22 protein-coding genes, 1 tRNA gene and 1 pseudogene are annotated in these 24,006 nt (G+C 63.2%); 17 read left to right on the forward strand and 7 right to left on the reverse strand.

The window, feature by feature from the left end; all coding sequences use genetic code 11:
- Positions 1-10: 10 nt before the first annotated feature.
- Positions 11-2,350: a methyl-accepting chemotaxis protein gene (locus ACFQNJ_RS03545; RefSeq protein WP_382253879.1), complete on the forward strand. Its 2,340-nt coding sequence runs from the start codon at positions 11-13 to the stop codon at positions 2,348-2,350.
- A gap of 2 nt (positions 2,351-2,352) precedes the next feature.
- Here the strand turns inward: ACFQNJ_RS03545 and ACFQNJ_RS03550 are convergent, their stop codons facing one another.
- Positions 2,353-2,871, reverse strand: a complete 519-nt coding sequence (locus ACFQNJ_RS03550) for a DsrE family protein (RefSeq protein WP_382253881.1) — start codon at positions 2,869-2,871, stop codon at positions 2,353-2,355.
- A 157-nt stretch (positions 2,872-3,028) separates the two neighbouring features.
- Here ACFQNJ_RS03550 and ACFQNJ_RS03555 point away from each other — a divergent pair, with 157 nt between their 5' ends.
- From ACFQNJ_RS03555 to ACFQNJ_RS03610, 12 genes and pseudogenes are all read left to right on the forward strand, one after another.
- On the forward strand, positions 3,029-4,234 hold the full coding sequence (locus tag ACFQNJ_RS03555) for a tyrosine-type recombinase/integrase (RefSeq protein ID WP_382253883.1): 1,206 nt from the start codon (positions 3,029-3,031) through the stop codon (positions 4,232-4,234).
- Between the two features lie 335 nt (positions 4,235-4,569).
- Positions 4,570-4,887 (forward strand): hypothetical protein, encoded by a 318-nt coding sequence (locus ACFQNJ_RS03560; protein ID WP_382253884.1) that lies wholly within the window; start codon positions 4,570-4,572, stop codon positions 4,885-4,887.
- Positions 4,888-5,177: 290 nt separating this feature from the next.
- Positions 5,178-5,555 (forward strand): annotated as a pseudogene (locus ACFQNJ_RS03565) (JAB domain-containing protein); the annotation flags it as partial.
- Between the two features lie 119 nt (positions 5,556-5,674).
- Positions 5,675-6,388 carry a hypothetical protein gene (locus ACFQNJ_RS03570; RefSeq protein ID WP_382253885.1) on the forward strand — a complete coding sequence of 238 codons (714 nt, stop codon included), beginning with the start codon at positions 5,675-5,677 and terminating at the stop codon, positions 6,386-6,388.
- Positions 6,389-6,512: 124 nt separating this feature from the next.
- The gene (locus ACFQNJ_RS03575; protein ID WP_382253887.1) at positions 6,513-6,728 is read left to right on the forward strand and encodes a helix-turn-helix transcriptional regulator; all 216 of its coding nucleotides are present in this window, start codon (positions 6,513-6,515) and stop codon (positions 6,726-6,728) included.
- 71 nt (positions 6,729-6,799) lie between these two features.
- Positions 6,800-7,135 (forward strand): helix-turn-helix domain-containing protein, encoded by a 336-nt coding sequence (locus tag ACFQNJ_RS03580; protein WP_382253888.1) that lies wholly within the window; start codon positions 6,800-6,802, stop codon positions 7,133-7,135.
- Positions 7,132-7,437 (forward strand): hypothetical protein, encoded by a 306-nt coding sequence (locus tag ACFQNJ_RS03585; protein WP_382253889.1) that lies wholly within the window; start codon positions 7,132-7,134, stop codon positions 7,435-7,437. Before ACFQNJ_RS03580 ends, ACFQNJ_RS03585 begins: the two co-directional genes overlap by 4 nt.
- Positions 7,438-7,453: 16 nt before the next feature.
- Positions 7,454-7,960 carry a hypothetical protein gene (locus ACFQNJ_RS03590; RefSeq protein WP_382253890.1) on the forward strand — a complete coding sequence of 169 codons (507 nt, stop codon included), beginning with the start codon at positions 7,454-7,456 and terminating at the stop codon, positions 7,958-7,960.
- 74 nt (positions 7,961-8,034) lie between these two features.
- On the forward strand, positions 8,035-10,803 hold the full coding sequence (locus ACFQNJ_RS03595; protein WP_382253892.1) for a tape measure protein: 2,769 nt from the start codon (positions 8,035-8,037) through the stop codon (positions 10,801-10,803).
- Positions 10,803-13,787: a DUF927 domain-containing protein gene (locus ACFQNJ_RS03600; protein WP_382253894.1), complete on the forward strand. Its 2,985-nt coding sequence runs from the start codon at positions 10,803-10,805 to the stop codon at positions 13,785-13,787. Before ACFQNJ_RS03595 ends, ACFQNJ_RS03600 begins: the two co-directional genes overlap by 1 nt.
- Before the next feature lie 178 nt (positions 13,788-13,965).
- On the forward strand, positions 13,966-14,601 hold the full coding sequence (locus tag ACFQNJ_RS03605; RefSeq protein ID WP_382253896.1) for a hypothetical protein: 636 nt from the start codon (positions 13,966-13,968) through the stop codon (positions 14,599-14,601).
- Between the two features lie 117 nt (positions 14,602-14,718).
- Positions 14,719-15,444: a hypothetical protein gene (locus ACFQNJ_RS03610; protein ID WP_382253898.1), complete on the forward strand. Its 726-nt coding sequence runs from the start codon at positions 14,719-14,721 to the stop codon at positions 15,442-15,444.
- 1,003 nt (positions 15,445-16,447) lie between these two features.
- On the opposite strand, the gene ACFQNJ_RS03615 is transcribed toward ACFQNJ_RS03610, so the two are convergent.
- The 4 genes from ACFQNJ_RS03615 to ACFQNJ_RS03630 form a co-directional block, all read right to left on the reverse strand.
- Positions 16,448-16,522, reverse strand: a tRNA-Arg gene (locus ACFQNJ_RS03615).
- A 43-nt stretch (positions 16,523-16,565) separates the two neighbouring features.
- Positions 16,566-17,753 carry a vWA domain-containing protein gene (locus tag ACFQNJ_RS03620; RefSeq protein WP_374641204.1) on the reverse strand — a complete coding sequence of 396 codons (1,188 nt, stop codon included), beginning with the start codon at positions 17,751-17,753 and terminating at the stop codon, positions 16,566-16,568.
- A 13-nt stretch (positions 17,754-17,766) separates the two neighbouring features.
- On the reverse strand, positions 17,767-18,360 hold the full coding sequence (locus ACFQNJ_RS03625; RefSeq protein ID WP_374641203.1) for a GNAT family N-acetyltransferase: 594 nt from the start codon (positions 18,358-18,360) through the stop codon (positions 17,767-17,769).
- On the reverse strand, positions 18,357-19,211 hold the full coding sequence (locus ACFQNJ_RS03630) for an AAA family ATPase (RefSeq protein ID WP_374641202.1): 855 nt from the start codon (positions 19,209-19,211) through the stop codon (positions 18,357-18,359). The genes ACFQNJ_RS03625 and ACFQNJ_RS03630 overlap by 4 nt, the downstream gene beginning before the upstream one ends.
- Positions 19,212-19,342: 131 nt before the next feature.
- On the opposite strand from ACFQNJ_RS03630, the gene ACFQNJ_RS03635 reads away from it, so the two are divergent.
- Positions 19,343-20,002 carry a c-type cytochrome gene (locus ACFQNJ_RS03635; protein ID WP_382253900.1) on the forward strand — a complete coding sequence of 220 codons (660 nt, stop codon included), beginning with the start codon at positions 19,343-19,345 and terminating at the stop codon, positions 20,000-20,002.
- Positions 20,003-20,067: 65 nt separating this feature from the next.
- Here ACFQNJ_RS03635 and ACFQNJ_RS03640 read toward each other — a convergent pair whose 3' ends face one another.
- Positions 20,068-20,502, reverse strand: coding sequence for a DUF1841 family protein (locus ACFQNJ_RS03640; RefSeq protein WP_382253902.1), 435 nt, complete (start codon positions 20,500-20,502; stop codon positions 20,068-20,070).
- A 98-nt stretch (positions 20,503-20,600) separates the two neighbouring features.
- Here ACFQNJ_RS03640 and pcaF point away from each other — a divergent pair, with 98 nt between their 5' ends.
- Positions 20,601-21,803 (forward strand): 3-oxoadipyl-CoA thiolase, encoded by a 1,203-nt coding sequence (gene pcaF / locus ACFQNJ_RS03645; protein WP_382253904.1) that lies wholly within the window; start codon positions 20,601-20,603, stop codon positions 21,801-21,803.
- Positions 21,804-21,916: 113 nt separating this feature from the next.
- Here pcaF and ACFQNJ_RS03650 read toward each other — a convergent pair whose 3' ends face one another.
- Positions 21,917-22,555, reverse strand: coding sequence for a trimeric intracellular cation channel family protein (locus tag ACFQNJ_RS03650; RefSeq protein WP_374641198.1), 639 nt, complete (start codon positions 22,553-22,555; stop codon positions 21,917-21,919).
- A 14-nt stretch (positions 22,556-22,569) separates the two neighbouring features.
- On the opposite strand from ACFQNJ_RS03650, the gene ACFQNJ_RS03655 reads away from it, so the two are divergent.
- A complete protein-coding gene (locus tag ACFQNJ_RS03655; protein ID WP_382253905.1) occupies positions 22,570-23,331 on the forward strand; it encodes a sulfite exporter TauE/SafE family protein in 762 nt (253 codons plus the stop codon).
- Positions 23,332-23,368: 37 nt separating this feature from the next.
- A complete protein-coding gene (locus ACFQNJ_RS03660) occupies positions 23,369-23,986 on the forward strand; it encodes a nucleotide-binding protein (protein ID WP_382253906.1) in 618 nt (205 codons plus the stop codon).
- Positions 23,987-24,006: the final 20 nt, after the last annotated feature.

A 24,006-nucleotide genomic window follows, 5' to 3' on the forward strand; every position in this document is an offset into this window, starting at 1 on the left:
GGAGCGTTCGATGGCGGTGGCACGTAAAGGCATGCGGGTGGTGAATTGGGGAATCTGGCGGCCCGCAGCCCGCCTGATGCAGCGGGTCCGGTTTCCGGGCAAGATGGCCTTGACCACCGTGCCGGCCGCCTTGGCCATGCTCTTTTTGCTGGGGCTGTTCGTCTCGGCAGAGCGTGAGGATCTGGTGTTCACCGCCCGGGAACGGCAGGGCGCTGCCTATGCGGGCGCGGTCCTGTCGGCCATGGAGGCGTCGGACCGTTGGCGTTACGAAGCCCGCATGGCCGCGTTTGGCGAACCCGGCACGCAGGCCGACAGCGCCCGGCAGGCGTACGAGCAGGCCCATCAGCGCATCGCGGCCTTGCAGGCGGTTCATGGGCAGGACCTGAGCACCGCTGCGGCTTGGGCACGGGTGGAGGAGTCTGCTGCCGCCTCCCGCACCAGTACCGCGGCATCCGCGGAGCAGGTCTACGCGTCCATGAACGCATTGGCTGAGCATCTCACGGTATTGCTGGGCGTGGTGACGGATCACTCGGGGTTGTCGGTGGACCCGGAACTCGATACCCATCACCTGATCAGTCTGGCTCTGGAGCGTCTGCCGGACGTCACCCGACGCACGGGTGAGCTGCGGGGCCTGGCCGGGACGGCATTGCGCGCTGGACGGGCCGAATCTGCGCTCTTCCAGCGGCTGACCGAAGCTCGGGCACTGCTGGCGGCGGATCTGGATCGGGCTCAGGATGATCTGGAGAAGATTGCCTCGCATCGTGGTGCCAGCATCGTGGCCGTTCCGGCTGCTGCCTTGGCCGAAACCCGCACCTATCTCTCGACGCTGCGCCAGACGGTTCCTGCTGCCGACGCGGTTCAGGGCGATGCGCGCGCCTTCATCGAGCAGGCCAACAGGACGCTCGGACAGCAGTACGCCGCCATGACAGATGGTCTGGCCAAACTCGATGGCTTGCTGGCCGCCCGTGAACAGCGGCTGATGCGGGAGTTGTGGTCTGCCCTGGCGGCCGTGGCGATCTGCATGGTGCTCATCGTGTTCCTGGCCATGGGTTTCTACCGGGCCATGCACGGTGGATTCAAGTCGCTGCGTCGTCACCTGATGCGGGTGGCCATGGGTGATCTGCGCGAGGACATCGACGCACGCGGCAGGGACGAGATCAGCGACCTGATGCGGGAAATCGCCTTCATGCAGGACTCGCTGCGCCAGACCGTGAGTCAAGTGCAGGAGGCCAGCGACACCGTGGTGCAGGCCAGTGTCGAAATTGCCAGCGGCACGCAGGATCTGTCGACACGCACCGAAGCCACCGCGGCGGCGCTGGAGGAATCCTCCGCGGCGCTGGAGCAGACCAGTTCGTCGGTGGCGCACACCGCCGCGTCGGCCCGTCAGGCGTCGGAAATTGCGGTCGACAACGCTTCCGTGGCCCAGCGTGGTGGCCAGGTCATGCAGGACGTGGTGAAGACCATGGAACGCATCCAGCATTCGTCGCGCAAGATCCACGACATCATCGGCGTGATCGACGGCATTGCCTTCCAGACCAACATCCTGGCCCTGAATGCGGCCGTCGAGGCTGCGCGTGCGGGTGAGCAGGGACGCGGTTTCGCTGTGGTCGCGGGCGAGGTGCGCAGCCTGGCGCAGCGCAGCGCCGAGGCCGCCAAGGAGATCAAGGGCTTGATTGCCGGCAGCGTCACCGAGGTGGAAGGTGGCATGGCCGTGGTGCAGAGCGCCGGCAAGACCATGACCGAAATTGTCAGCCACGCCGACCAGGTTCGACAGCTTCTGCAGCAGGTGGCCGATGGCACCCACGAACAGAGCATGGGCATCGGACAGGTGGGGCAGGCGGTGCAGGACCTGGACCGCAACACCCAGGCCAACGCCGCCCTGGTGGAAGAAACGGCCGCTGCCGCCACGTCGCAGCGGCAGGCGGCGGTGCGCATGGCGGCCCAGGTCGACGAGTTTCGCCTGCCAGGTCAACGAAATGGTGGTGCCAGCCTGGTGGAGGGCGTTGATGTGGACGCTTTCATTGATGCACACCGCCTCTGGAAGGTCAAGTTGCGAGACGCCATCGAAGCTCACGAAAAGGTCGACGTGGGTACCCTGTCCCGAGATGACTGCTGCGCGCTGGGTAAGTGGATCTACGGGGAGGGTCAGAGCCTGGCCTCGCGGCCGAGCTTCTCGGAGCTGATCGAGCGCCACAAGCGATTCCATCAGGTCGCGGGGCAGGTGGGTGAGCTGGTGAACCGTCGCGCCTACCGCGAAGCCACCGATGCGCTGGCGCCCGGCACACCGTTCTCGAACGCCACCACGGATGTCGTCATGGTGCTGTCGTCGGCCAAACGCCTGGGTTTCTGAGTTCAGCGGATCTCGTCGATCGACACCTTCTTGTCGGTGACCACCGGTGTGATCAGGCCATACCCCTGGTTCTGCCAGTGGACCAGTTCGGTCATGGCCGACGGCGTGACCTCGACGAAGGGCTGCATGTCGGCCGGGGTGTAGCCGTAGTCCTTGAGGGCCAGGCCACAGACCTTGAACTTCACGCCCTGATCGGCGTAGAAGCGCATCCGCTGGACGATGTCCTCATACCGGCTCTCGTTCTTGCGGGCCACGGTCACCAGTTCGGTGCCGTGCAGCACGACGATGACGCTCATGTCCTCGTTGAAGAGGCTGTACGGTGCTTCCATCAGCGGGTTCACAAAGGAACGCAGCCAGTACAGGGCGGCACCCATCTTCGCCGGGTGGTCCAGATAGATGTCGAACAGCGCTTTGGGTCGCTGGTAGGGGGTCTGCACCACCGCGGCCTGCGCCAGCGCCACCGTGGGCGCACCGGCCAGCGTCAGAAGCAGCAACAGGCTGGGTGCAGATGTCAGGCGCATGGCATGTCTCCTGTGATCGGGATGAACGTGCCGCCTGCAGGTGGACCAACAGGAACCGCACGTCTTGGGCTAGAGCGTTGATTTACAAAGGGTGTCAGCTGTGGGCAAAATGATTGTGCCCCCAAAAATGCCCCCAGACTTGCAAGGATGCCCCGCCATGAAGCTGACAGACGCCAAGCTGAGAACACTCACCACCGCCGGCAAGCATTTTGACGGCGGGGGCCTGTACCTGGAAGTGACCCTGGCCGGTGGCCGGTACTGGCGCCTGAAGTACCGCCACGGCGGAAAAGAGAAGCGGCTGGCCCTGGGGGTGTACCCCGAGGTGACGCTGGCCGACGCCCGCAAGGGGCGCGATCGGGCACGCGAAGAGCTGGCGGCCGGCAATGACCCGGGCGAGCTGCGCAAGGCGGCGAAGGTGAAGGCCACACACGAGGCCGTCAACACCCTGCAGGCCGTGGCCGAAGCATGGATGCAGCACCAGGCGCAACGCTGGGACGCTGTGACGGCCGAACGCATCCGGGCATCGCTGGCGGCCGATGTGTTCACCGTCCTGGGGGCACGCCCGCTGGCCAGCATCCGGCCGGGCGAGGTCATGGCCGTGGTGAAAAAGATTGAGGCACGCGGGGCAGGCGACCAGGCCGGCCGCGTCCTGCAGCGCATCAAGGCTGTGTACCGATGGGCCGTGACGCATGAGCGGATCGAATCGAATCCCATGCTCGACCTGGTGCCATCGGAGATCCTCAAGCCGCGGCAGGTGAACCACCGTGCGGCCTTGTCAGATCGCGACCTACCCGAGTTCCTGGGCAAGCTGGACGCATACGAGGGCGACCCGCACACAGTTAACGCCTTGCGCCTGCTGATGTTGACCGCCACCCGGCCCGGTGAAGTGCGCGGCGCCCGCTGGGCTGAGTTTGACCAGGACGCGGCCCTGTGGATCATCCCGGCCGAACGCATGAAGATGCGCACCGAACACCGGGTGCCCTTGAGCCGGCAGGCCCTGGACGTGCTGCGCACCATGCAGGGCTTGAGCGGTGGCCGTGACCTGGTGTTCCCTTCGCCCTTCTACCCGTCCAAGCCACTGAGCGAAAACACCTTCAATTCGGCGCTGGCCCGCATGGGGTTCAAGAACGCCGCTACCGCCCACGGCTTTCGCGCCCTGTTCTCGACCGTAGCCAATGAGACCGGGTGGAACCCGGATGTGATCGAGCGCCAGCTGGCACACAAGGAACGCAACGGGGTGCGGGCGGCCTACCACCGCAGCACCTACATGCAGGACCGTGAACGCCTGATGCAGTGGTGGGCGGACTACCTGGACGGGCGCAAGGCCGGCAATGTGGTCAAGCTTCCTCAGCGGGCCGCCTGAACCACGGCCGTGCGGCTTTCGGCGCCACCATTCCCGGCCGAACACCGGGAACACCGGGAACAGATCGGCGAAACCCAGCATTCATGCGGGTTTGCGTGGGATAGGGTACCGGGAACAGACCGGGAACACATAGGGAACAGAACGGGAACACTCACACATCCACACAGTCCGGCCCACTTCGTCCCCGCACCTTGCCCACCGGCTGCGCCCGCCTGCACACTTCGCCGGAAAGCGGCGCGATGGCATTTCCCCTGGTGCCACCTATCGAGGCGCGGGACACGTGAAAACCGCCACACCCAGCGGCGCACGAGCTGGTCATACAAGGAGTACCAAGGATGAACGGAATGACACCCACACACTTTGAACTAGCAAGCCGGGCAAACGCCCGTGCATTAGCACAGGAGGGCGTTGCATGCCTGGCGATGGCTTTCAACCACTTGGAACGGGCTGACGTGGCGCACCGCTACAGCGACGCTGTGCAGTCACGTTTTCGTGAGCTGGCTACCGAACTGGTGAGGCTTGTAGAGCTTGGAGAAATCGAAGCGAACCCGGCCCACGCGCTGCATTTGAAAGTGAGGGCAGCGCACGGCGACGAGGCGCTGCAGGCTGTGATTCGACGGGTATCCAGAAAAACCCCCGTAAAAGGGCGATGAAAACCGCCACACCCAGCGGCGGCAAGAGCTGGGGAAAAAAAGGCGGCGGGGCCTGGTGTTGCGACCACCGGCCCCGCCTGACCACAATCAAAACGGAGCTTTGACAATGGCTATTGCCGAATCTACCCGACCCCGAGGCGGTCGGCGCATTTCATCCAAGGCACGAGAGCTGGTGCCCTGCTACCGGGCAGGCGACGGGCCGGCATCCTTTCGTCATGGTGTGCCCGAGCATGAGCGCAGCGTGATTGATGCGGCCTTGGCGATCTTGAGCCGCTACCGCCCACGGCTTTCGCGCCCTGTTCGACAGCCCGCACGCGATTCGCGATTTCCTGCGGTTACACCTGGGGATGGAAAAAATCGAGGTGTTCGCGGTGCTGTACCTTGACAGCCAAAACCGCGCCATTGCCTTTGAAACGCCCTTCAATGGAACCCTGGCGCAAACCAGCGTGTACCCGCGTGAAATCGCGCGGGCCGCCCTTGAACACAATGCGGCGGCTGTGATCCTGGCGCATAACCACCCCAGCGGGGCAGCCCGTCCGAGCCGGGCCGATGAAGCCCTGACGCGGAGCCTCAAGGCCGCACTGTCGCTGGTTGATGTGCGCGTGTTGGATCATTTCATTGTGACGGGCCGGGAATGTGTATCCATGGCCGAAATGGGGCTTGTCTAGCCCACCCAACCAAGTTTTGCCACGCCTAGCCCGAGGCTGATCCCCGAGGGCGAAAAGCCGGAATCCTTCACCGGCCTGGCGCTGGCACCCCATGAAGGCCGCACCTTGAAGGGGGCGCGATGAAAAAAATGAAACATCGAGTTGCGCAAGAGTTCGCCGATCCAACCATCACCGAAGAATTCGACACACTAGATCGATGGCGGACGTTTGCCGCTGAGGCCGTCGAAGCAATGAAAGGCTTTGAGGTTCCGAGGTTTTCAGCGGACTCCATGGAGGTTCGGCGCGACGACCATGATGCGCGTGTTTCAGCACTCAAGCTTGCCGCCGAGAGGGTGAGCAACCAAGCAACAAAGGCACTCACATCAGAAATCAACCAACATGTCGTCGATGAATGGAGCGACGCTGTTCGCGACTTTGTCTCAGCTTCCGAGGCTGTTTTTTGTGCTGAAACGTGGGCGTGGATAGCGCTTCGCATGAAGCTGGAAGATATCTTGAAGGACCCACGTATTGAGTTCAATCCTGAGGTTGTGAGGTTCGTGGGTTCAATGCTTGACCTAGTGAAATCGGCTTCTGGACACTCGGACTACCGTACGGTGCTGCTGCCTCTGGAAACTCAATTCAAGAGGGAGCAGGCAAGCCGCAGTGCGTCAAGTAAGAATGCAGCCGAGAGAGAGTGGGTCAGACGCGAATGGAGAAACAGAAGCGACAAGGGCCAAAGCAAAGCGTCCTTTGCCCGCCAGCACGCGCAGCTTGTCAAGGCCAAATTTGGTACTGATGTGACCTCTGAGCAGATCGCACGGGAATGGTTACCCAAGGGTCGAGTGAATGCCTGACATGTGGTTTGCACGCAAGCCCAGGAGTTAGCGAGCAGAGCACCGGCCTTGCTAGCTGGCCACATTTACCGTAACGCACCAAACGGGAAACATCAGGACTCCAACAAACAACGGAGTCCCGAGCATGACCCAAATTGCAACCGCAAAGCCTGAAAAGCTGTTGCGTCTCCCCGAGGTCGAGAACCTGACCGGCCTCAAAAAATCCAGCATCTATGCCGGCATGAAGGCCGGCACCTTCCCGCACTGCATTCGCCTGTCCACTCGTGCAGTGGCTTGGCCGGAATCGAGGATTGCCACCTGGCAAGCTCAACGGCAGCAAGCGGGGGGCGGCCGTGATTGATGCCTTGACAGCATTCCGATTGAGACGTCAGTGTCAAGCGTCTGGCAGTGAACCCCTGGAACTCAACTGCCATGACTGAGCCTGGCTCTCAAATTGCGGCTTTGCAGCGGCATTCTGAAGAACAGCAGCGTGCCTTCGTGCTTTCGCACCTCCGTAGCTACGGACCGGCGTTTGGGCATGAGTTGGCCTCCCACTGCCTGACGACGAATCCAGCTGCACGAGTTGCTGAGTTGAATGCGGAAGGCTACCGCATTGAAACCTTGCGGAGCTATCGCCGACTTCCTGATGGTTCAGATGGGTGGGCGATGTTGTACGTGCTGAGGGTCAAGTGCATCAAGACCGGGGCAGAGATCACTGCGCCAGTTCCCTTTGGTGCTGGGCCGGTACTCGAGAGGTGGAACTCATGAAGGAGACCCAACCCGTACCTCTTCCAGACGACCGGGCTACACAGGCAGCACGTGTGGCGGACTACCTTGAAGCCTACCCGTACAGCACACAGAAGGAAATCGACACAGCCTGCGACACCGGATGCATATCCAAGGTGCTGTCTGACATGCCGCGTGCTGAGCTTCCTGGTATGGGCTATTTGCTTGCCTACGGCTGGCGTGAGCAACTGTGTGCCTCCGGCAGTCGAAAGCGAAAGGTGCGCACTTATGCACTTCTGACTCGGCCCCAAAGCCGACAGCAAGACCTGTTCGACCGAACATGACTCAACGGGTGCAGATATGAGCCAACAAGCCAATCGCGAAAAAAAAGAGCATCTGATGTGGGCTGTTCGCAGGCTTACAGACAAGGACTGCAAGGGCCACCGGACGAGTCTTCTCCCGACTGGACTTCTAGATACGGGGTTCCAGGTGATCGTGCTGAGGAAGGTGGTCGACGGTAAGGAAATCGAGATGTCCCTGCCAGGCGTCCTTCGAGTCCGAGACTGGTTTTCAGGCCGCCTTTTAGCCATGTCCTGCGCACCAAATTGGCTGCACCCATTGGATGAGCCTGATCTGGTCAGCATCAGTCCCTTCTTGATTGATGACACAGCCAATCGCCTTGAGTCGATGGCGTCGGCGTTGGCTTGCGTCTCAAGTCGCTCGGGAGCCAATGCGTTGAAAGGATCAAGGTGGCTGCGCACTGCTGGACCGGCCGTGTTTTCTGCTCTGAAGGGCAGGCGAGATGGCCTGCTTGAACTTGACGAGCAGACATTGCGGCAGATCTCCAAAGGTGGGGATGCGATGTAGGAGCAATCCCTACTCCGTCGTGCTTTTCGCAGCGGTTGCGAATAGCGCAAGAACAAAACGATTGAGGTGAAAAAATGGGTATCAAGCCAGTAGAAATTCAGATCAATGCCATTGATGAGACGAAGAAGGGCTTCGACTCTGCATCAAAGAGGCTGGACGATCTGGCGAGCAAGCTTGAAGGCGGGCTCAAGGGTGAGGCTCTCAGCGCAGGTGAGGCGCTCAGGGCTCTTGGTGATCAACTTCAGACCGTTCAGCGAGTGGCTATCGCAGCTCTGGGAGGGGGATTCGCAGGTCAGCTGATTGCTGACCTGAACGAAACAGCAGAAGCATTCGCCGCGGTGTCGGATCGGGTCAAGCTGGCCGTCGGGGATACCGGATCATTTGACCAGGCATTGGAGGGGGTGCAGGAGGTCGCGCTGGCCACCAACAGCGAGCTTCAGGCAACAGGTGACCTGTTTGCAAAGCTTAACCAGGTTGGACAGCAACTCGGCCGAACTCAGGAACAGGCGTTGGCGCTGACCCAGTCAATCAACCAGGCTGTTCAGCTGTCTGGCGGATCCGCTGAGTCAGCCAGGGCGGCCATTACACAGTTGGTGCAGGGACTCAATGGCGGGGTGTTGCGGGGTGATGAGTTCAACAGCGTCATGGAGCAAAGCCCGCGCCTGGCTAAGGCACTTGCCGATGGGTTGGGCAAAACCACCGGGGAGTTGAGAAAGCTGGCCGAGCAGGGCGCACTGACCAGCGAAGTAGTCATCGGCGCACTTGAAGGCCAGGCGCAGACCCTGAACAACGAGTTCGAGAAGCTGAGCGGAAAGCCATCCCAGGCACTGCAAAACCTGAGCACCGCGTGGACCGTCTATGTAGGCAATGCAGACAAGGCAACCGGGGCCAGCAAGGCTGCAGCTGACGCAATCAACTTGCTTGCCAAGAACTTGGACACCATCGTTGGGTTGCTATTGGATGCGGGGCAGGCCGTGTCGGCTTTTGTGGCCTTGCGGCTCGCGCAGCATTTCCTCTCTGTTGGAACTGCAGCCAAGACAGCAGCTGTGAGCCTGACCGCCAGCACTGCGGCCATGAATGCTGCGAGTGCATCTGCAGCAGCCGCTGGCGCCAACGTAGGTCGGATGGCAACGATCCTTGGTGGTTTGAAGACGCTTTCACTGTTGGGCGTGGTCACCAATATCCAGGACATCGGAACATGGCTGGGTGAGTCTGCCGCCAAGCTGGCTGGCTACAAAGACATGACCGAGGAGCTGGCCCGAGAAGAGAGGATTGCAGCCGAAATCAGTGCAGAAAACGCACGCCAGAAAGCTGCGCTCGCACAGGCAACTCAGCTTGCCATGGAAGCCGCAAGGGGCCTGACGCCGGAGGCCAGGGCTCTCGTGACTGAGTTTGACAAGATGCGAGAGGCCGGCAAAGGGGCGGGCGATGCCCTAGCTGATCTTTCGAAGAAGGCCAACCTGCAGGACGCGACGGGCATCGAGACGTTCATGGTGGCGCTTCGAGATCTTGCTGTGCAAGGCAAGGCGAGTGGTGATCAGATCCGGGAGGCTCTTGCCGGCGCCCTGAAAGGTGAGGACCTGGCTCGATTCGAGGTCATGGCGAAGACTGCGCTGTCAGGTGCCAGGAACGAGGCAGAGCTGCTCAATCTGGCGCTGGATGCAAGTCTGCGAGAAGCTATCCGCCGCAGTGGCGCTGACTTCGCAACGATCAGCGGCGGCATGAGCCAGGCCGCCACCCAGGCGGTCAACGATACAGATCTCATCATTCGCAACCTTGACCGCCTCAGCGATCAAGGTGTCGATACCGCTGCAGCGCTCACGGCAAGTCTTGGCAAAGGCATCAAGACGGCTGACAGTCAGGCTGCCTTGCAGGCAGTTCGGCAGCAAATTGAAGGCCTGCGGAACGTCCTTGGTGATCGTGTCACGAATGGATTGCTTCAGCAGCTGGAGGAGCAGACAGAGCGTGTGAAATCGAAGGTGAGCGATGTCGAGTCCGCCTTCAAGCGCTTGGGCATTCGCACAAAAGAGGAGCTGCAGAAAAGCGCCGATGAGACCAAGTCAGCATACGAGACCATCCTGAATAGTGGCCAGGCCACGGCTGACGGCCTGCAGAGGGCGTTCATGCGATACGCACAGGCGGCCATCGAGGCCAACGGAGGGGTGGTGTCCGAGTCATTGAAGGTCGAGGCAGCGATGCGCGGTCTTCAGATCCAGACAGACAGCACAGGGAACACCATCATTCGTTCCATGCGCGACGCCTCGGATGCCACCAGGGATGCCGCTCGATCTGCAGATGCAGCATCTAGCGCGTACACCAGGATGGCCGATGCAGCTGAGGCAGTGGCCCGTATCAATGAAAAGTACAGTCGTCCCGAGGGTGGCAGCGTCATCGGTGGGACGCGTGAAGAGCGCCTTGCCGGTCAGAACGCGGTTGATAACAGTCTGGTCTTCCAACTTCGTGACAAGCTGGATGCTGGCCTTTTGGGTGCAGAGGACGCAACTGCGCTTAGGGCAGCCATTGAGGCCATCAGGCAAAACCAGGCGGTGGATCGCAGCGTTGACCGGATGAACCCGGGCGCCTTCAGCCTGGCAGGAATGGCCGACAGGAACGAGTGGGCAGCGGTTTTGGAGCGCTTTGAACAGGCCCTTAGCAGAGTGTCTGGTGGTGTGTCTGGTGTTGCAGGTTTTGGTACGGGCCCGACGCGTCGGAGCTCAAGTGTTCGTACTGTGGAACTGAACCTCAAAGTCAACGGGCAAGACAATCGCGCCGAAATGTCTGAGGATGCCGCGGAGACGGTCATTCGTTCCCTGGAAGAGGCTTCCAGGAGGGCTGGTCGCTGATGCCCGCGAACAGCACGCCAGATCTGCTGAGGCGGGCACTGGAGCACATACCCGCCAACATGCCTCGTGACGAGTGGGCGCGGGTGGGTATGGCCATCAAGAGCGAATATCCAGACGGCACAGGCTTCGACCTGTTCGACCAATGGAGCGCCAGCGACCCGGACCGCTATGACCGCAAGGCGGTGCAATCCACCTGGCGAAGCATCAAGGCGGGCGGCGGTGTCGGGGTGGCCACGCTGTTGCATCTAGCGAAGGAACACGGTTTCACGCTGCCCAAGACAGGGCAGGCACCGGCCGCGCCATCGGCGGCGGAGCTGGCCGAACGCGATCGCCAGAGAGCAGAGCGTCAGCGGCAGGAGCAGGCCGAACGACTGGCCGCGCAGGAAGGCGCAGCGGCGGAAGCCCTGAGCCTGTGGGAGGGCAACGGCCGGGACGTGAGCGACCCCGAGCAAGCGCCCTACCTGGTGCGCAAGGGTGTGGGTGCCTACGGTGTGCGCTTCACGCATCCGGGCACGCTGTTGGTACCCCTGCGGGACGCGGCCGGCAAGCTGTGGAACGTGCAACAGATCGCGCCAGCCAAACCGGCCAGCGGCGCCCCTGAAAAGCTGTTCCTCAAGGGGGGGCGCAAGTCGGGGCTGTGGCACATGGTGGGCGAGCTGGCCAGCGGCGACGGCGGCACCGATACCACCTGCCCGGCTGTGCTGTTGATTGCCGAGGGCTACGCCACGGCCGCCACCTTGCATGAAGCCACGGGCTACCCGGTGGCGGTGGCCTTTGATGCGGGCAACCTGCAACACGTGGCCCGCGCCCTGCGGCAGCAACACCCGGCCGCCTTGCTGGTGCTGTGTGGTGACGACGATCAAGCGACCGAGGCGCAGAGCGGCACGAACCCCGGCCGGCAGAAAGCCACGGCAGCGGCGCAGGCGGTGCGGGGCCTGGCTGTGTTCCCCGAGGGCTTGCCCCCTGGTGGGTCGGACTTCAATGACCTGGCCGCACACGTCAACGCGGAACACGGCGACGGGGCCGGCCTTGAGGCGGTGCGGCGCCTGTTGTTGGCAGCCATTGAAGCCCACACGGCTGCGCAGGCGAACGCACAAACTGCGAAGGCCAGCAAGGCAAGGGGGATGCAAGGGCAGCCCAAGAAAAGCGGCGCCAGCGGCACGCCTGCGGGCGACGGTGCCCCGGCCGAACTGCGCCCCGATTGGGACCGCTTCACGGTGTCCGATGCCGGGGTGTTCTACAACGGTGTGGACAGGGAGGGCAAACCGACCGCGCCCGTTTGGGTGTGCAGCCGTTTGGACGTGCAAGCCCACACACGGGACCAAGACGGCAACGGCTGGGGCTACCTGCTGACCTTTGCCGACCCGCTGGGGCGCCGCAAACAATGGGCGATGCCTTCGAGGATGCTGGCCACCGATGGGGCGGAATATCGGGGCGTGCTGTTGGGCCTGGGCTTGCGCATCGCCACCAGCCCGGCCGCCCGGAACCTGTTGACGCAGTACATCCAAACCCGAGAGCCTGAGGATTACGCCACGTGTACCGACCGCGTGGGCTGGCACCCCAGCGGCGACCGCCTGGCCTTCGTGCTGCCACACGAAACCATCGGCGACGACGCGGAGCGGATCGTGTTTCAGACCGAGGCCGCGCAGGAAAACACTTTCCGCGTGAAGGGCACGCCCGAGCAATGGCGGCAGCGGGTGGCGGCCCTGTGTGTGGGTAACTCGCGCCTGGCCTTTGCAGTGTCGGCCGCCTTCGCCGGCCCGCTGTTGCGCATGGCTGGGGTAGAGAGCGGCGGCTTTCATTTCCGGGGCGACAGTTCAAGCGGCAAGACCACAGCATTGAAGGTGGCGGCTAGCGTGTACGGTGGCCCGTCCTACCTGCAGCGGTGGCGCACCACGGACAACGCCCTAGAAGCCATCGCGGCGCAACACTGCGACGGGCTGCTGATCTTGGATGAACTGGCGCAGGTTGACCCTAAGACGGCCGGCGAATGCGCTTACATGCTGGCCAATGAACAGAGCAAGGCCCGAGCGACACGCACGGGCACGCCCCGCGCCCGGCTGGCCTGGCGCCTTCTGTTCCTCAGTGCGGGCGAACTGGGGCTAGCTGACCACATGGCCGAAGGCATGAAGCGGGCACGCACCGGGCAGGAAGTGCGTATGGCGGACATACCCGCCGACGCGGGCCGGGGCATGGGCGCATTCGAGAACCTTCACGACCGGGAAGGCGGCGCCGACTTTGCGCGGCACATCACGGGGCAGGCGGGCAGTGTGTACGGCGCCACCGGCCGCGCCTGGCTGCAGCACCTGACCGAACACACGGACGGACTCAAGGCCCGCATTCGGGACGCGGCGGCCCGGCTGGCTGCGCAGATCGTGCCCGAGGCTGCAGGCGGGCAGGTTGAACGGGTGGGCGCCCGCTTTGCCCTGGTGGGCGCAGCCGGCGAACTGGCCACGGCGGCGGGCCTGACCGGCTGGCCCGAGGGTGAAGCGCAACGGGCCGCCCGTGAATGCTTCAACGCCTGGCTGGCTGCCCGTGGCGGCACTGGCAATGGCGAAGTGTCGGCCATGCTGCGACAAGTGCGGCGCTTCCTTGAGGCGCACGGCGAAGGCCGCTTCACGTGGTGGCACCGGGCAGCGGATGACCACAACAGCAAGACGCTACACCGGGCCGGCTTCCGGCGCATGGTGAATGACCGGGGCGAGCCGATCAAGACCAACAGCGACCACCTGAGCGAGTACGGCGACCGGATGCCCGCCACGATGGGGGAAAGTGTCTCGGTCGAATACTTCGTGCTGACCGAGGTTTTTCGGTCCGAGGTGTGCCATGGCTTTGACCCTCAGACCGTGGCCCGCGTGCTCTTGGAGCATGAATGTCTGATCCGCAAGGATGCCGACCGCTTCACCATCAAGGAGCGGCTGCCCGCCATGGCGCCGACATGGTGCTATCGCATTGCACCCCGCATCTTCGAGTTGGACCTTTGATGGCGACTGAACGCGGCGAGCGGGTCACCAGTTTGACCATAAGGCAGTACCAAGGACCCTGGAAGAGGAGGTGCGTCATGTAGTGACATGCCCACCATTGAAGTGAAGGCGCGAGTCCGGTGCGAACGCGCTGGCAATTCATAAATATCCACCCATAACGCCTACCAAGGAAAAAATGATGAAACAGAAAACTGCCCAAGCGTTTGACCTATCGGCCATCGCTTTGCTTCCCCAATTTCAAGATCTGCTGCGCAAGCAGCACGCAGACAAGCTTGCAGCCGAAGAGCGCGACCGCTGCGCATGTCTTGATGAACTCGCTGCCTTGGAATCCAAAAAAAAGATGGCCGAAGCGCAGCTTGATAAGGAAAATCAGGGCCTACAGGAGATCCTAGAGACACTTCAAAGGAAGCGCCAACAGGTTGGCACGGCGGAGCGTGCTTGCATCGAGCTTGCAAGTCGTTGGCAGAACGCCAGCCAGCGGCTGTCAATGGACCATGGCGAGGGTCACCTGAGCACGGCACTCATGAGGATGCATACCGCCATTGAACTTCAGCGGCGTGTAGTGGCCAGCTTCGAGGGATTGATATATCAACGCACACCTTGGGGCACTATGCGCGAGGACGCGAAAAAGAAGACAGAGCACACAGCTGCTTTCCAACGCCTGGCAGATCTTCATGCCATTGACGATCAACTGCGATCCTTGGTTCGCAAGAGGTGTGCGCCAACACAGCTTGTTGCCGAGGTTGATGCCTTGATGGAGAAGGCAGGACTTGGCATGGACAAGAGTGAATCGGAAGAGCAGGCTGCGGCTTGACCGAGGTATGAGGTGCGGAGTCGGGCCAGATTGCCCGACCGTTCACCAGTTCACCTATCGGATGGATACAAGTCCCACTGTTGACGTGGCCTGCAGCTGTGTTCTGAAACGTGGACAGTGCCGCCGGTAAGGCGGGGGTGGACGGCTTCATTTTGCGCCTGGCTGCAGCACCTGACCGAACACACGGACGGACTCAAGGCCCGCATTCGGGACGCGGCGGCCCGGCTGGCTGCGCAGATCGTGCCCGAGGCTGCAGGCGGGCAGGTTGAACGGGTGGGCGCCCGCTTTGCCCTGGTGGGCGCAGCCGGCGAACTGGCCACGGCGGCGGGCCTGACCGGCTGGCCCGAGGGTGAAGCGCAACGGGCCGCCCGTGAATGCTTCAACGCCTGGCTGGCTGCCCGTGGCGGCACTGGCAATGGCGAAGTGTCGGCCATGCTGCGACAAGTGCGGCGCTTCCTTGAGGCGCACGGCGAAGGCCGCTTCACGTGGTGGCACCGGGCAGCGGATGACCACAACAGCAAGACGCTACACCGGGCCGGCTTCCGGCGCATGGTGAATGACCGGGGCGAGCCGATCAAGACCAACAGCGACCACCTGAGCGAGTACGGCGACCGGATGCCCGCCACGATGGGGGAAAGTGTCTCGGTCGAATACTTCGTGCTGACCGAGGTTTTTCGGTCCGAGGTGTGCCATGGCTTTGACCCTCAGACCGTGGCCCGCGTGCTCTTGGAGCATGAATGTCTGATCCGCAAGGATGCCGACCGCTTCACCATCAAGGAGCGGCTGCCCGCCATGGCGCCGACATGGTGCTATCGCATTGCACCCCGCATCTTTGATGCTTGATGTGTGACCGCCCCGGCCGCCCTGGCTGTTCACCAGTTCACCCCAGCGGTGAACGCCTGACCGGGTTTTGACCTGGCCAGCAGGCCACACCCGGCCGGGCAAGCGGGGCCGCCGATGGGCGGCGGTGGCGGGGCTACCTTTTGCGCTGGAATCCCAAGGGCTAGCCCCCGTGCGTGGGTCCTTCCTGGCGTGATTGCGTGCGGGTCATTCGCAGCCCGCCGGGTGTGTAGGCAGCCGGGGCAAAACATAGTGAACTGAACCGCCCGATACTCCCCTACCTTGGGGGGTATGTGGCTGGGTAAGCGTCCGCCCGCGCGACTGGCTGCGACCATGGCCGGCAGACCTGGCCAGCGAAGCGCCGCACTTGGGCGGACGGCACTGGAATCATTTGTTCCCGGTGTTCCCGGCATTTTTGGGTTTGTTCCCGGCGCTTCCGGGAACAGAAAAGCCCAATAACGACAAAGGGTTACGTGCGTTTTTTGGGTTTGTTCCCGGTGTTCCCGGTATTTTGAGGCGACCCCCGGAAGGAAACCGGGCAAAGGTTCGCCCTGGCCTTGCCTGGTGCGGGTGCTTTCGGCGGGTGCGGGTGAGTTTCCTGCCGCCTTTGTCGGGAGTGTTTTGCCACCGGGCAGCCTGCCCGCCCTGGTGCGGGTCATTCGCGGCGCGTGGTTGGACTGTTGCACTGGCAGGCCGTAGGGGGTTGACCGGACACCCCCCGATGTGGGTCCTTCCTGGCCTGATCACATGCGGGTCATTCGCGGCGCGTGGTCGGACTGTTGCGTGACCTTGCCCAGGGGGGTTAACTGAAGGTGGGCAAGGTGGGGTGCAATAGCTTTGGCATCGGCAACGTGCCCCCAATCTTGGAAACCATGCCCCCAAAAATGCCCCCATCTGCCCCCGGATGTTGGTAGACTATCCAGCACGCTAGCGCACTACGCCAAGGGTTCTACAGAGGGGAAAACAAAAAAAGCCGGAAGGCTTTGGACCTTTCCGACTTTGCATGTGGTACCACCAACAGGAATCGAACCTGTATCTAGCGCTTAGGAGGCGCTCGTTCTATCCATTGAACTATGGCGGCGTACCGGACCGTGATTGTATGACGACGGACGCCCCCGCCCGGTTCACTTGGAGAGCATGCGCATGGCGTCTTCCAGACCCTTGAGGGTCAGCGGATACATGCGCTGGCCCATGAGCTGCTGGATGATGCTGATGCTCTGGCGGTACTGCCACACACCTTGCGGTTCCGGGTTGATCCAGGCGAATTTCGGGTAGGCGTGCGTCAGCCGCTGCAGCCACTCGGCGCCGGCCTCCTCGTTGCTGTATTCGACACTGCCGCCAGGTTGCAGGATCTCGTAGGGGCTCATGGTGGCGTCGCCCACGAAGATCAGCTTGTAGTCCTTGTTGTACTTGCGGATGATGTCCCAGGTCGGGAATTTCTCGGCAAAGCGGCGGCGGTTGTTCTTCCACACGAAGTCGTAGACGCAGTTGTGGAAGTAATAGAACTCCAGGTGCTTGAACTCGCTCTTGACGGCCGAAAACAGCTCTTCGACCCGGGCGATGTGCTCGTCCATGGTGCCGCCCACGTCCATCAGCAGCAGCACCTTCACGTTGTTGTGCCGCTCCGGAATCATCTTGATGTCCAGCCAGCCGGCGTTGGCCGCGGTCGAACGGATCGTGTCGGGCAGGTCCAGCTCCAGCTCGTTCCCCTCGCGCGCGAATTTGCGCAGGCGCCTTAGCGCGACCTTGATGTTGCGGGTGCCCAGCTCCAGGTTGTCGTCGTAATCGCGGTAGGCCCGCTGGTCCCAGACCTTGACGGCCGACTTGTTGCCACCCTTGCCGCCGATGCGGATGCCCTGAGGGTTGTGTCCGCCGTGGCCGAAGGGCGAAGTGCCGCCGGTACCGATCCACTTGCTGCCGCCCTCGTGACGCTCCTTCTGCTCCTCTAGGCGCTTTTTCAGCGTCTCCATCAGCTCGTCCCAGTCCATCTTGGGCGCGTTGGCCTTCTGCTCCTCGGACAGGAGGCGCTCCATCTCCTTGCGCAGCCAGTCGGCCGGGATGGGTTTGCTGAAGTCCGCGATCATCTCCACGCCCTTGAAGTAGGCGGCGAAGGCGCGGTCGAACTTGTCGAAGTGGCGCTCGTCCTTGACCAGCGCGGTGCGCGCCAGGTAGTAGAAGTCGTCCATGCTGCAGGCGTCCGGGTTGGTCGGTCCGACGACGTCGGCCTTGAGCGCCTCCAGCAGGGTGAGGTACTCCTTGACCGACACGGGCAGCTTGGCCGCGCGCAACGTGTAGAAGAAATCGATCAGCATCGTGATCCTCCGTTCAGGCGTGCCGGCTTCGCAGGTACAGCAGCTGCGCGCGCGCTTCGGGCCATTCGCCAGCGGTCATGCTGTACATCACCGTGTCGCGCACCGTGCCGTCCCGGCGCAGGGCATGACCCCGGATCACGCCGTCCTTCTTCGCCCCCAGTCGCTCGATGGCGCGCTGCGACGCGAAGTTGAAGTTGTCGGTGCGCCAGCCCACCACCGCGCAGCCCAGGGTATCGAAGGCGTGACCCATCATGAGCAGCTTGCAGGTGGTGTTGACATGACTGCGTTGCACACTGCGGGCGTACCAGGTCCAGCCGATCTCGACGCGCCGCACGGCCGGGAGAATGTCGTGGTAGCTGGTGCTGCCCACGATGCGCCCGGATGTCTCGTCGAAGACGGCAAACGCAAAACGATGACCTTCGGCCCGCATTTGCAGGGCGGTGTCGATGTAGGCGCGGGTGTTCTCGGGTTCCGGTACCGAGGTGACCCGGATTTTCCACAGTTCACCGTCAGCGGCGGCGGCGCGCAGCCCGTCCTCGTGCGCTGGCGACAGCGGCTCCAGCCGCACGCCGTGGTCCTGCAGAACGACGGGTTGCACGAACATCACCGGTTCCTCTGGTTCATGAAGACGAGCTTTTCAAAGAGTGTCGTGTCTTGCTCGTTTTTCAGCAGCGCACCTACCAAGGGCGGAATCGAGACCTTGTTGTCGGCACTCTGCAGGGCTTGCAGCGGAATGTCCTCGGCCATCAGCAGCTTGAGCCAGTCGATCAGCTCGGAAGTCGACGGCTTCTTCTTGAGGCCCGGCAGGTTGCGCACGTCATAGAAGGTCTTCATGGCCACCGCCAGCAGTTCGTCCTTCAGGCCGGGAAAGTGCACCTCCACGATTTTCTTCATCGTGTCCGCGTCGGGGAACTTGATGTAGTGGAAGAAGCAGCGGCGCAGGAACGCGTCGGGCAGTTCCTTTTCGTTGTTCGAGGTGATGAACACCAGTGGCCGGTGCTTGGCCTTGATGAGCTCACGCGTCTCATAGCAGTAGAACTCCATGCGATCGAGTTCGCGCAGCAGGTCGTTCGGGAATTCGATGTCGGCCTTGTCGATCTCGTCGATCAGCAGTGCCACCGGACGGTCCGCGGTGAACGCCTGCCAGAGCACGCCCTGCACGATGTAGTTGCGGATGTCCTTGACCCGCTCGGCGCTGTCGGTGGTGTTGAGCTGGCTGTCGCGCAGGCGGCTGACCGCGTCGTATTCGTAGAGGCCCTGCTGGGCCTTGGTGGTGCTCTTGATGTGCCACTGCAGCAGCGGCATGTCCAGCGCCTGGGCCACCTCTTCGGCGAGCATGGTCTTGCCGGTGCCGGGCTCACCCTTGACCAGCAGCGGGCGCTTGAGCGTGATGGCGGCGTTCACCGCCAGCATCAGGTCCTGGGTGGCGACGTAGTTCTGCGAACCTTGGAATTTCATGGAGCTACCTGGGTGGGTGGAAGGCCGACACAGCCGTGGGCCTAGGGTATTCAATAAGTCAGCACTGATAACCGAGTCTATATAATCGACGGTTGATTTTTATCAATCGACCTCTTCATTGTGCTTGCAATATGAATCAACTGTTGCCCACGATTGCCCGTACCGTTGTCGCCGCTGCGACGCTCTTCGCCGCGGTTGCGTCGGCTCATGCCCAGGGTGATGTGGAGGCCGGCAAGAAGAAGGCCGAGATGTGCATCGGCTGCCATGGCATCCCCGGTTACCAGAACAGCTTCCCCGAGATCCACAAGGTGCCCAAGATCTCGGGCCAGTCCGACAAGTACATCGTCTCGGCCCTGACCGCCTACAAGAAGGGCGAGCGCAAGCACCCGACCATGCGCGGCATCGCCGGTTCGCTGACCGACCAGGACATGGCCGATCTGGGTGCCTTCTACGCTTCCCACGCCGACAAGGCCGCCGCCGAAACGCCCAAGGCCCCGAACGAGGTGGTCAAGGCCCTGCTGGAAAAGGGTGCCTGCGCGTCCTGCCACGGTGCCAACTTCAGCAAGCCGATCGATCCCAGCTATCCCAAGCTTGGTGGTCAGCACGCCGACTACCTGTTCGTCGCGCTGAAGGCCTACACGGTCGAAGGCAACAACATGGTGGGTCGTTCCAATGGCATCATGGCAGGCATCGCCAAGCAGTACAAACCGTCTGAGATGCGTGAGATCGCCAAGTACCTGAGCACGCTCGACGGCGAACTCAAGACGGTGCCGCAGTCGCGTTTCCGCTGACCTGTTGCCTTGCTGTGGAAAAGCCGCTCACCGAGCGGCTTTTTTTGTATCTGACGTGTGACGCGTCAGTCCGCCGTGGCGCGGCGCCGCACGGCGTCGATGTAGGCCTGGCCGTCCGGTGGTCGGCCACTGCGCTGGCTCTCCCAGATCATCCGGCCCAGGCAATCCATCACCTCGTGGTGGGCGGCATGCAGATCCCCCCGGCGGGCCGTGAGCAGTTCCACCGCCTGACGGATGCCCGGTGGCTGATCGATGCTGCACTGCTCGCTGATCGACAGGTGCATGGACAGGTGCAGGAACGGGTTCTCTGCACTCGCGTTCTGTTCACCCATGCGGGCCAGGGCAGTGTCCACATCGCTGAGGTGGCCGTGGTATTCGGGATGCTCTCCAATCCATTGCGCCACCAGCAGTTCCATGGCGTCCATGGGTTGCCCTTGACGCTGCTTGTCGTACACGGCGCAGAAGAAGCGGCGCACATCGGCCTGGGAGGGAGAGAACATAAATGCATTATCCTGCATGTTTTCGCCGACAATCGGCATTCGAGATCATCACAGCGTGAACTCGGTTCACGCCCCACAATCATCCCGGAGACACGATCATGCCCCAAGCCTTCATCTGCGACGCCATCCGCACCCCCATCGGCCGCTACGGCGGCGCCCTGAGCAGTGTCCGCACCGACGACCTGGGCGCGGTACCGCTCAAGGCACTGATGGCGCGCAACCCCTCGGTGGACTGGACGGCCGTCACCGACGTGATTTTCGGCTGCGCCAACCAGGCCGGCGAGGACAACCGCAACGTCGCCCACATGAGCAGCCTGCTGGCGGGTCTGCCGCTGGAGGTGCCCGGCGCCACCATCAACCGCCTGTGTGGCTCGGGTCTGGATGCGGTGGGCACCGCCGCCCGCGCCATCAAGGCCGGTGAAGCCACGCTGATGATTGCCGGCGGCGTCGAGAGCATGAGCCGCGCACCGTTTGTCATGCCCAAGGCCGAGAGTGCCTTCAGCCGCAGCAACGCGGTTTACGACACCACCATCGGCTGGCGCTTCGTCAACAAGCTGATGAAGGAAAAATACGGCGTCGACTCCATGCCCGAGACGGCCGAGAACGTGGCGGTGGAGTTCAAGATCGAGCGCGACGCCCAGGACCGCATGGCCCTGGCCAGCCAGATGAAGGCCGTGGCCGCCATTCAGGCCGGCCACCTCGCGCGCGAGATCTGTCCGGTCACCATCCCGCAGAAGAAGGGTGATCCGATCGTTGTCGACAACGACGAGCATCCGCGCGCCACCAGCCTGGAAGCGCTGGCCAAGCTCAAGGGAGTGGTCCGGCCCGACGGCAGTGTGACCGCCGGCAACGCCAGCGGCGTCAACGACGGTGCCTGCGCGCTGCTGCTGGCCGATGAAGCGAGTGCGACGAAGCACGGCCTGACCCCAAGGGCCCGCATCGTGGGCATGGCCACGGCCGGGGTGGCCCCGCGCATCATGGGCATCGGCCCGGCGCCGGCCACGCAGAAAGTGCTGGCCCTGACCGGGTTGACATTGGCGCAGATGGATGTGATCGAACTCAACGAAGCCTTTGCGGCGCAGGGACTGGCGGTGCTGCGCCTGCTGGGGCTGAAGGACGATGACGAGCGCGTCAACGCCTGGGGCGGCGCGATCGCCCTGGGCCACCCGCTGGGCGCCAGCGGCGCCCGCCTGGCCACCACGGCGGTCAACCGCCTGCACAGCACCGGTGGACGCTACGCCCTGTGCACCATGTGCATCGGCGTGGGGCAGGGCATTGCGATGGTGATCGAGCGAGTCTGATCCGCGCAGTGGCGGAGCGTGGGGGCGAGCGATCTGCCGCCGGGCCGCCCCAAGGCAGATCAGCCCTCTCGGGGGGCAGCGACCCGCGTAGCGGCGGAGCGTGGGGGCTTTGCCTATGCCTTCCAGGCGGGGAGCTGCCAGTTGCGCCAGAGCGCCAGCCCCCGCAGCCCCGCGGTGACAGTCACGCAGGCCGCCAGCGCCACCCAGCCGTCGGTCCCAAGGTGCCACAGGCCCACATAGACCCAGGCACCGGCAAACGCACACAGCGCGTAAGGCCGGTGGTCGTGGAAGGCGGTCGGGATCTCGTTGCACACCACGTCCCGCAGCACACCGCCGAACACGCCGGTGATCAGGCCCATCAGCACCGCCACCAGCGCCGGCAGTTCGAGCATCAGTGACTGGTGCACCCCGGTGGCCACAAACAGGCCCAGGCCCAGCGCATCGGGCCACTGGATGGCGCGCTCGGTCACCGCAAAGTGGCGCTGGCGAAGGAACAGCATCGCCAGCACGCACAGCGCCAGCACACCCCACAGCATCTCGACGTGGCGCACCCAGAAAAACGGGCGCTGGTCCAGCAGCAGGTCGCGCAGGGTGCCGCCACCAAACGCGGCCAGGAAGCCGACCACGCAGACGCCCACCGCGTCCAGCCGCTTGCGGGCGCCTTCCAGGATGCCAGACAGCGCAAAGGCGGCCGTACCCGCGATCTCGACCAGCAGGCGCAGGGTTTCACCCCACAATGGCATTTGTTGCATGCACCGCATTGTCCATGGGCTTCGACTTTCCGCTGATCACCGATCCGTACTTCTATCTGGTCGCCGTGCCGGCGGTCATCCTGCTGGGGATCAGCAAGAGCGGTTTTGGTGCCGGCTTCGGCTCGCTGGCCGTCCCGATGATGGCGCTGGCCGTGACCGTGCCCCAGGCGGCGGCCATTCTGATGCCGGTGTTGCTGGTCATGGACCTCATGGGCATGGCGGCCTTCCGCCAGCATGTGGACCGGGCCCTGCTGCGCTTCCTCCTGCCCTTCGGTCTGGCCGGTGTGCTCTTTGGCGCGCTCCTGTTCAAGCTGCTGGATGCCCGCCTGGTGGCGGGCATCGTGGGGGTGGTGACCTTGTTGTTCCTGGCCCAGCGCCTGCTGTTTCCACCCAAGGCCGACCACCCGCCGCCGCCGCGCTGGCTGGGCGCCCTGCTGACCGCCATCTCCGGCTTCACCAGCTTCATTGCGCACGCCGGCGGTCCCCCCATCAACGTGTATGTGATTCCCCTGCGCCTGAGTCCCGTGCTGTTCACCGGCACCATGGCCTTCTTCTTTTTCTTCATCAACCTGAGCAAGTGGGTGCCCTATGCCTGGCTGGGGCTGCTGGACTGGCGCAACATGGCCACGTCGGTGGCGCTGTTGCCGTTTGCGCCCCTCGGTGTGTGGATCGGGGTGCGGATCGCGCACCGGATCGACCCGGCGCTGTTCTACCGGCTGGTCTATGCCGGCATGTTCCTGACCGGCTGCAAGCTGGTCTGGGATGCCTGGCGCTAAGATGGGCACTGTCTGATGACTTGATCAGGAGGCGGGTATGCCAGTGGTGGTGGTGGCCAATCCCAAAGGGGGCGTGGGCAAGTCCACGCTGTCGACCAATGTGGCGGGTTACTACGCCAGCCAGGGCCATGCGGTGATGCTGGGGGATGCCGACCGGCAACAGTCCTCCCGCCTGTGGCTGGGGCTGCGTCCTGCATCCTTGCCGCCGATCCGCACCTGGGAAGTGGGCAGCGACTTCGTGGCGCGCGCACCGCGCGACGTGTCCCACGTGGTGCTCGATACCCCGGCGGGTCTGCATGGCTGGCGCTTCAAGGACGTTCTCAAGATGGCCGACAAGGTGCTGATCCCCCTGCAACCGAGCATCTTCGACATCTACGCGACCCGGGCTTTTCTGGATGAGTTGGCCGACAGCAAGCACGGCGCTGGGCTGGACGTGGGCATCGTCGGCATGCGGGTGGATGCCCGCACCATCGCGGCCGACAAGCTGCACGAATTTGTGTCCGGTCTCGGATGGCCCGTGCTGGGCTACCTGCGGGACACCCAGAACTACATCCACCTGGCTGCCCGCGGGCTCACCCTGTTTGACGTGGCGCCGTCGCGGGTCGAGAAGGACCTGCAGCAATGGCAGGACATCTGCCGCTGGCTAGATGCCTGACGCTGTCGCCGGGCCGACAC

The organism is Hydrogenophaga bisanensis, assembly GCF_042665135.1.
In the GTDB taxonomy this organism is placed as follows: domain Bacteria; phylum Pseudomonadota; class Gammaproteobacteria; order Burkholderiales; family Burkholderiaceae_C; genus Hydrogenophaga; species Hydrogenophaga bisanensis.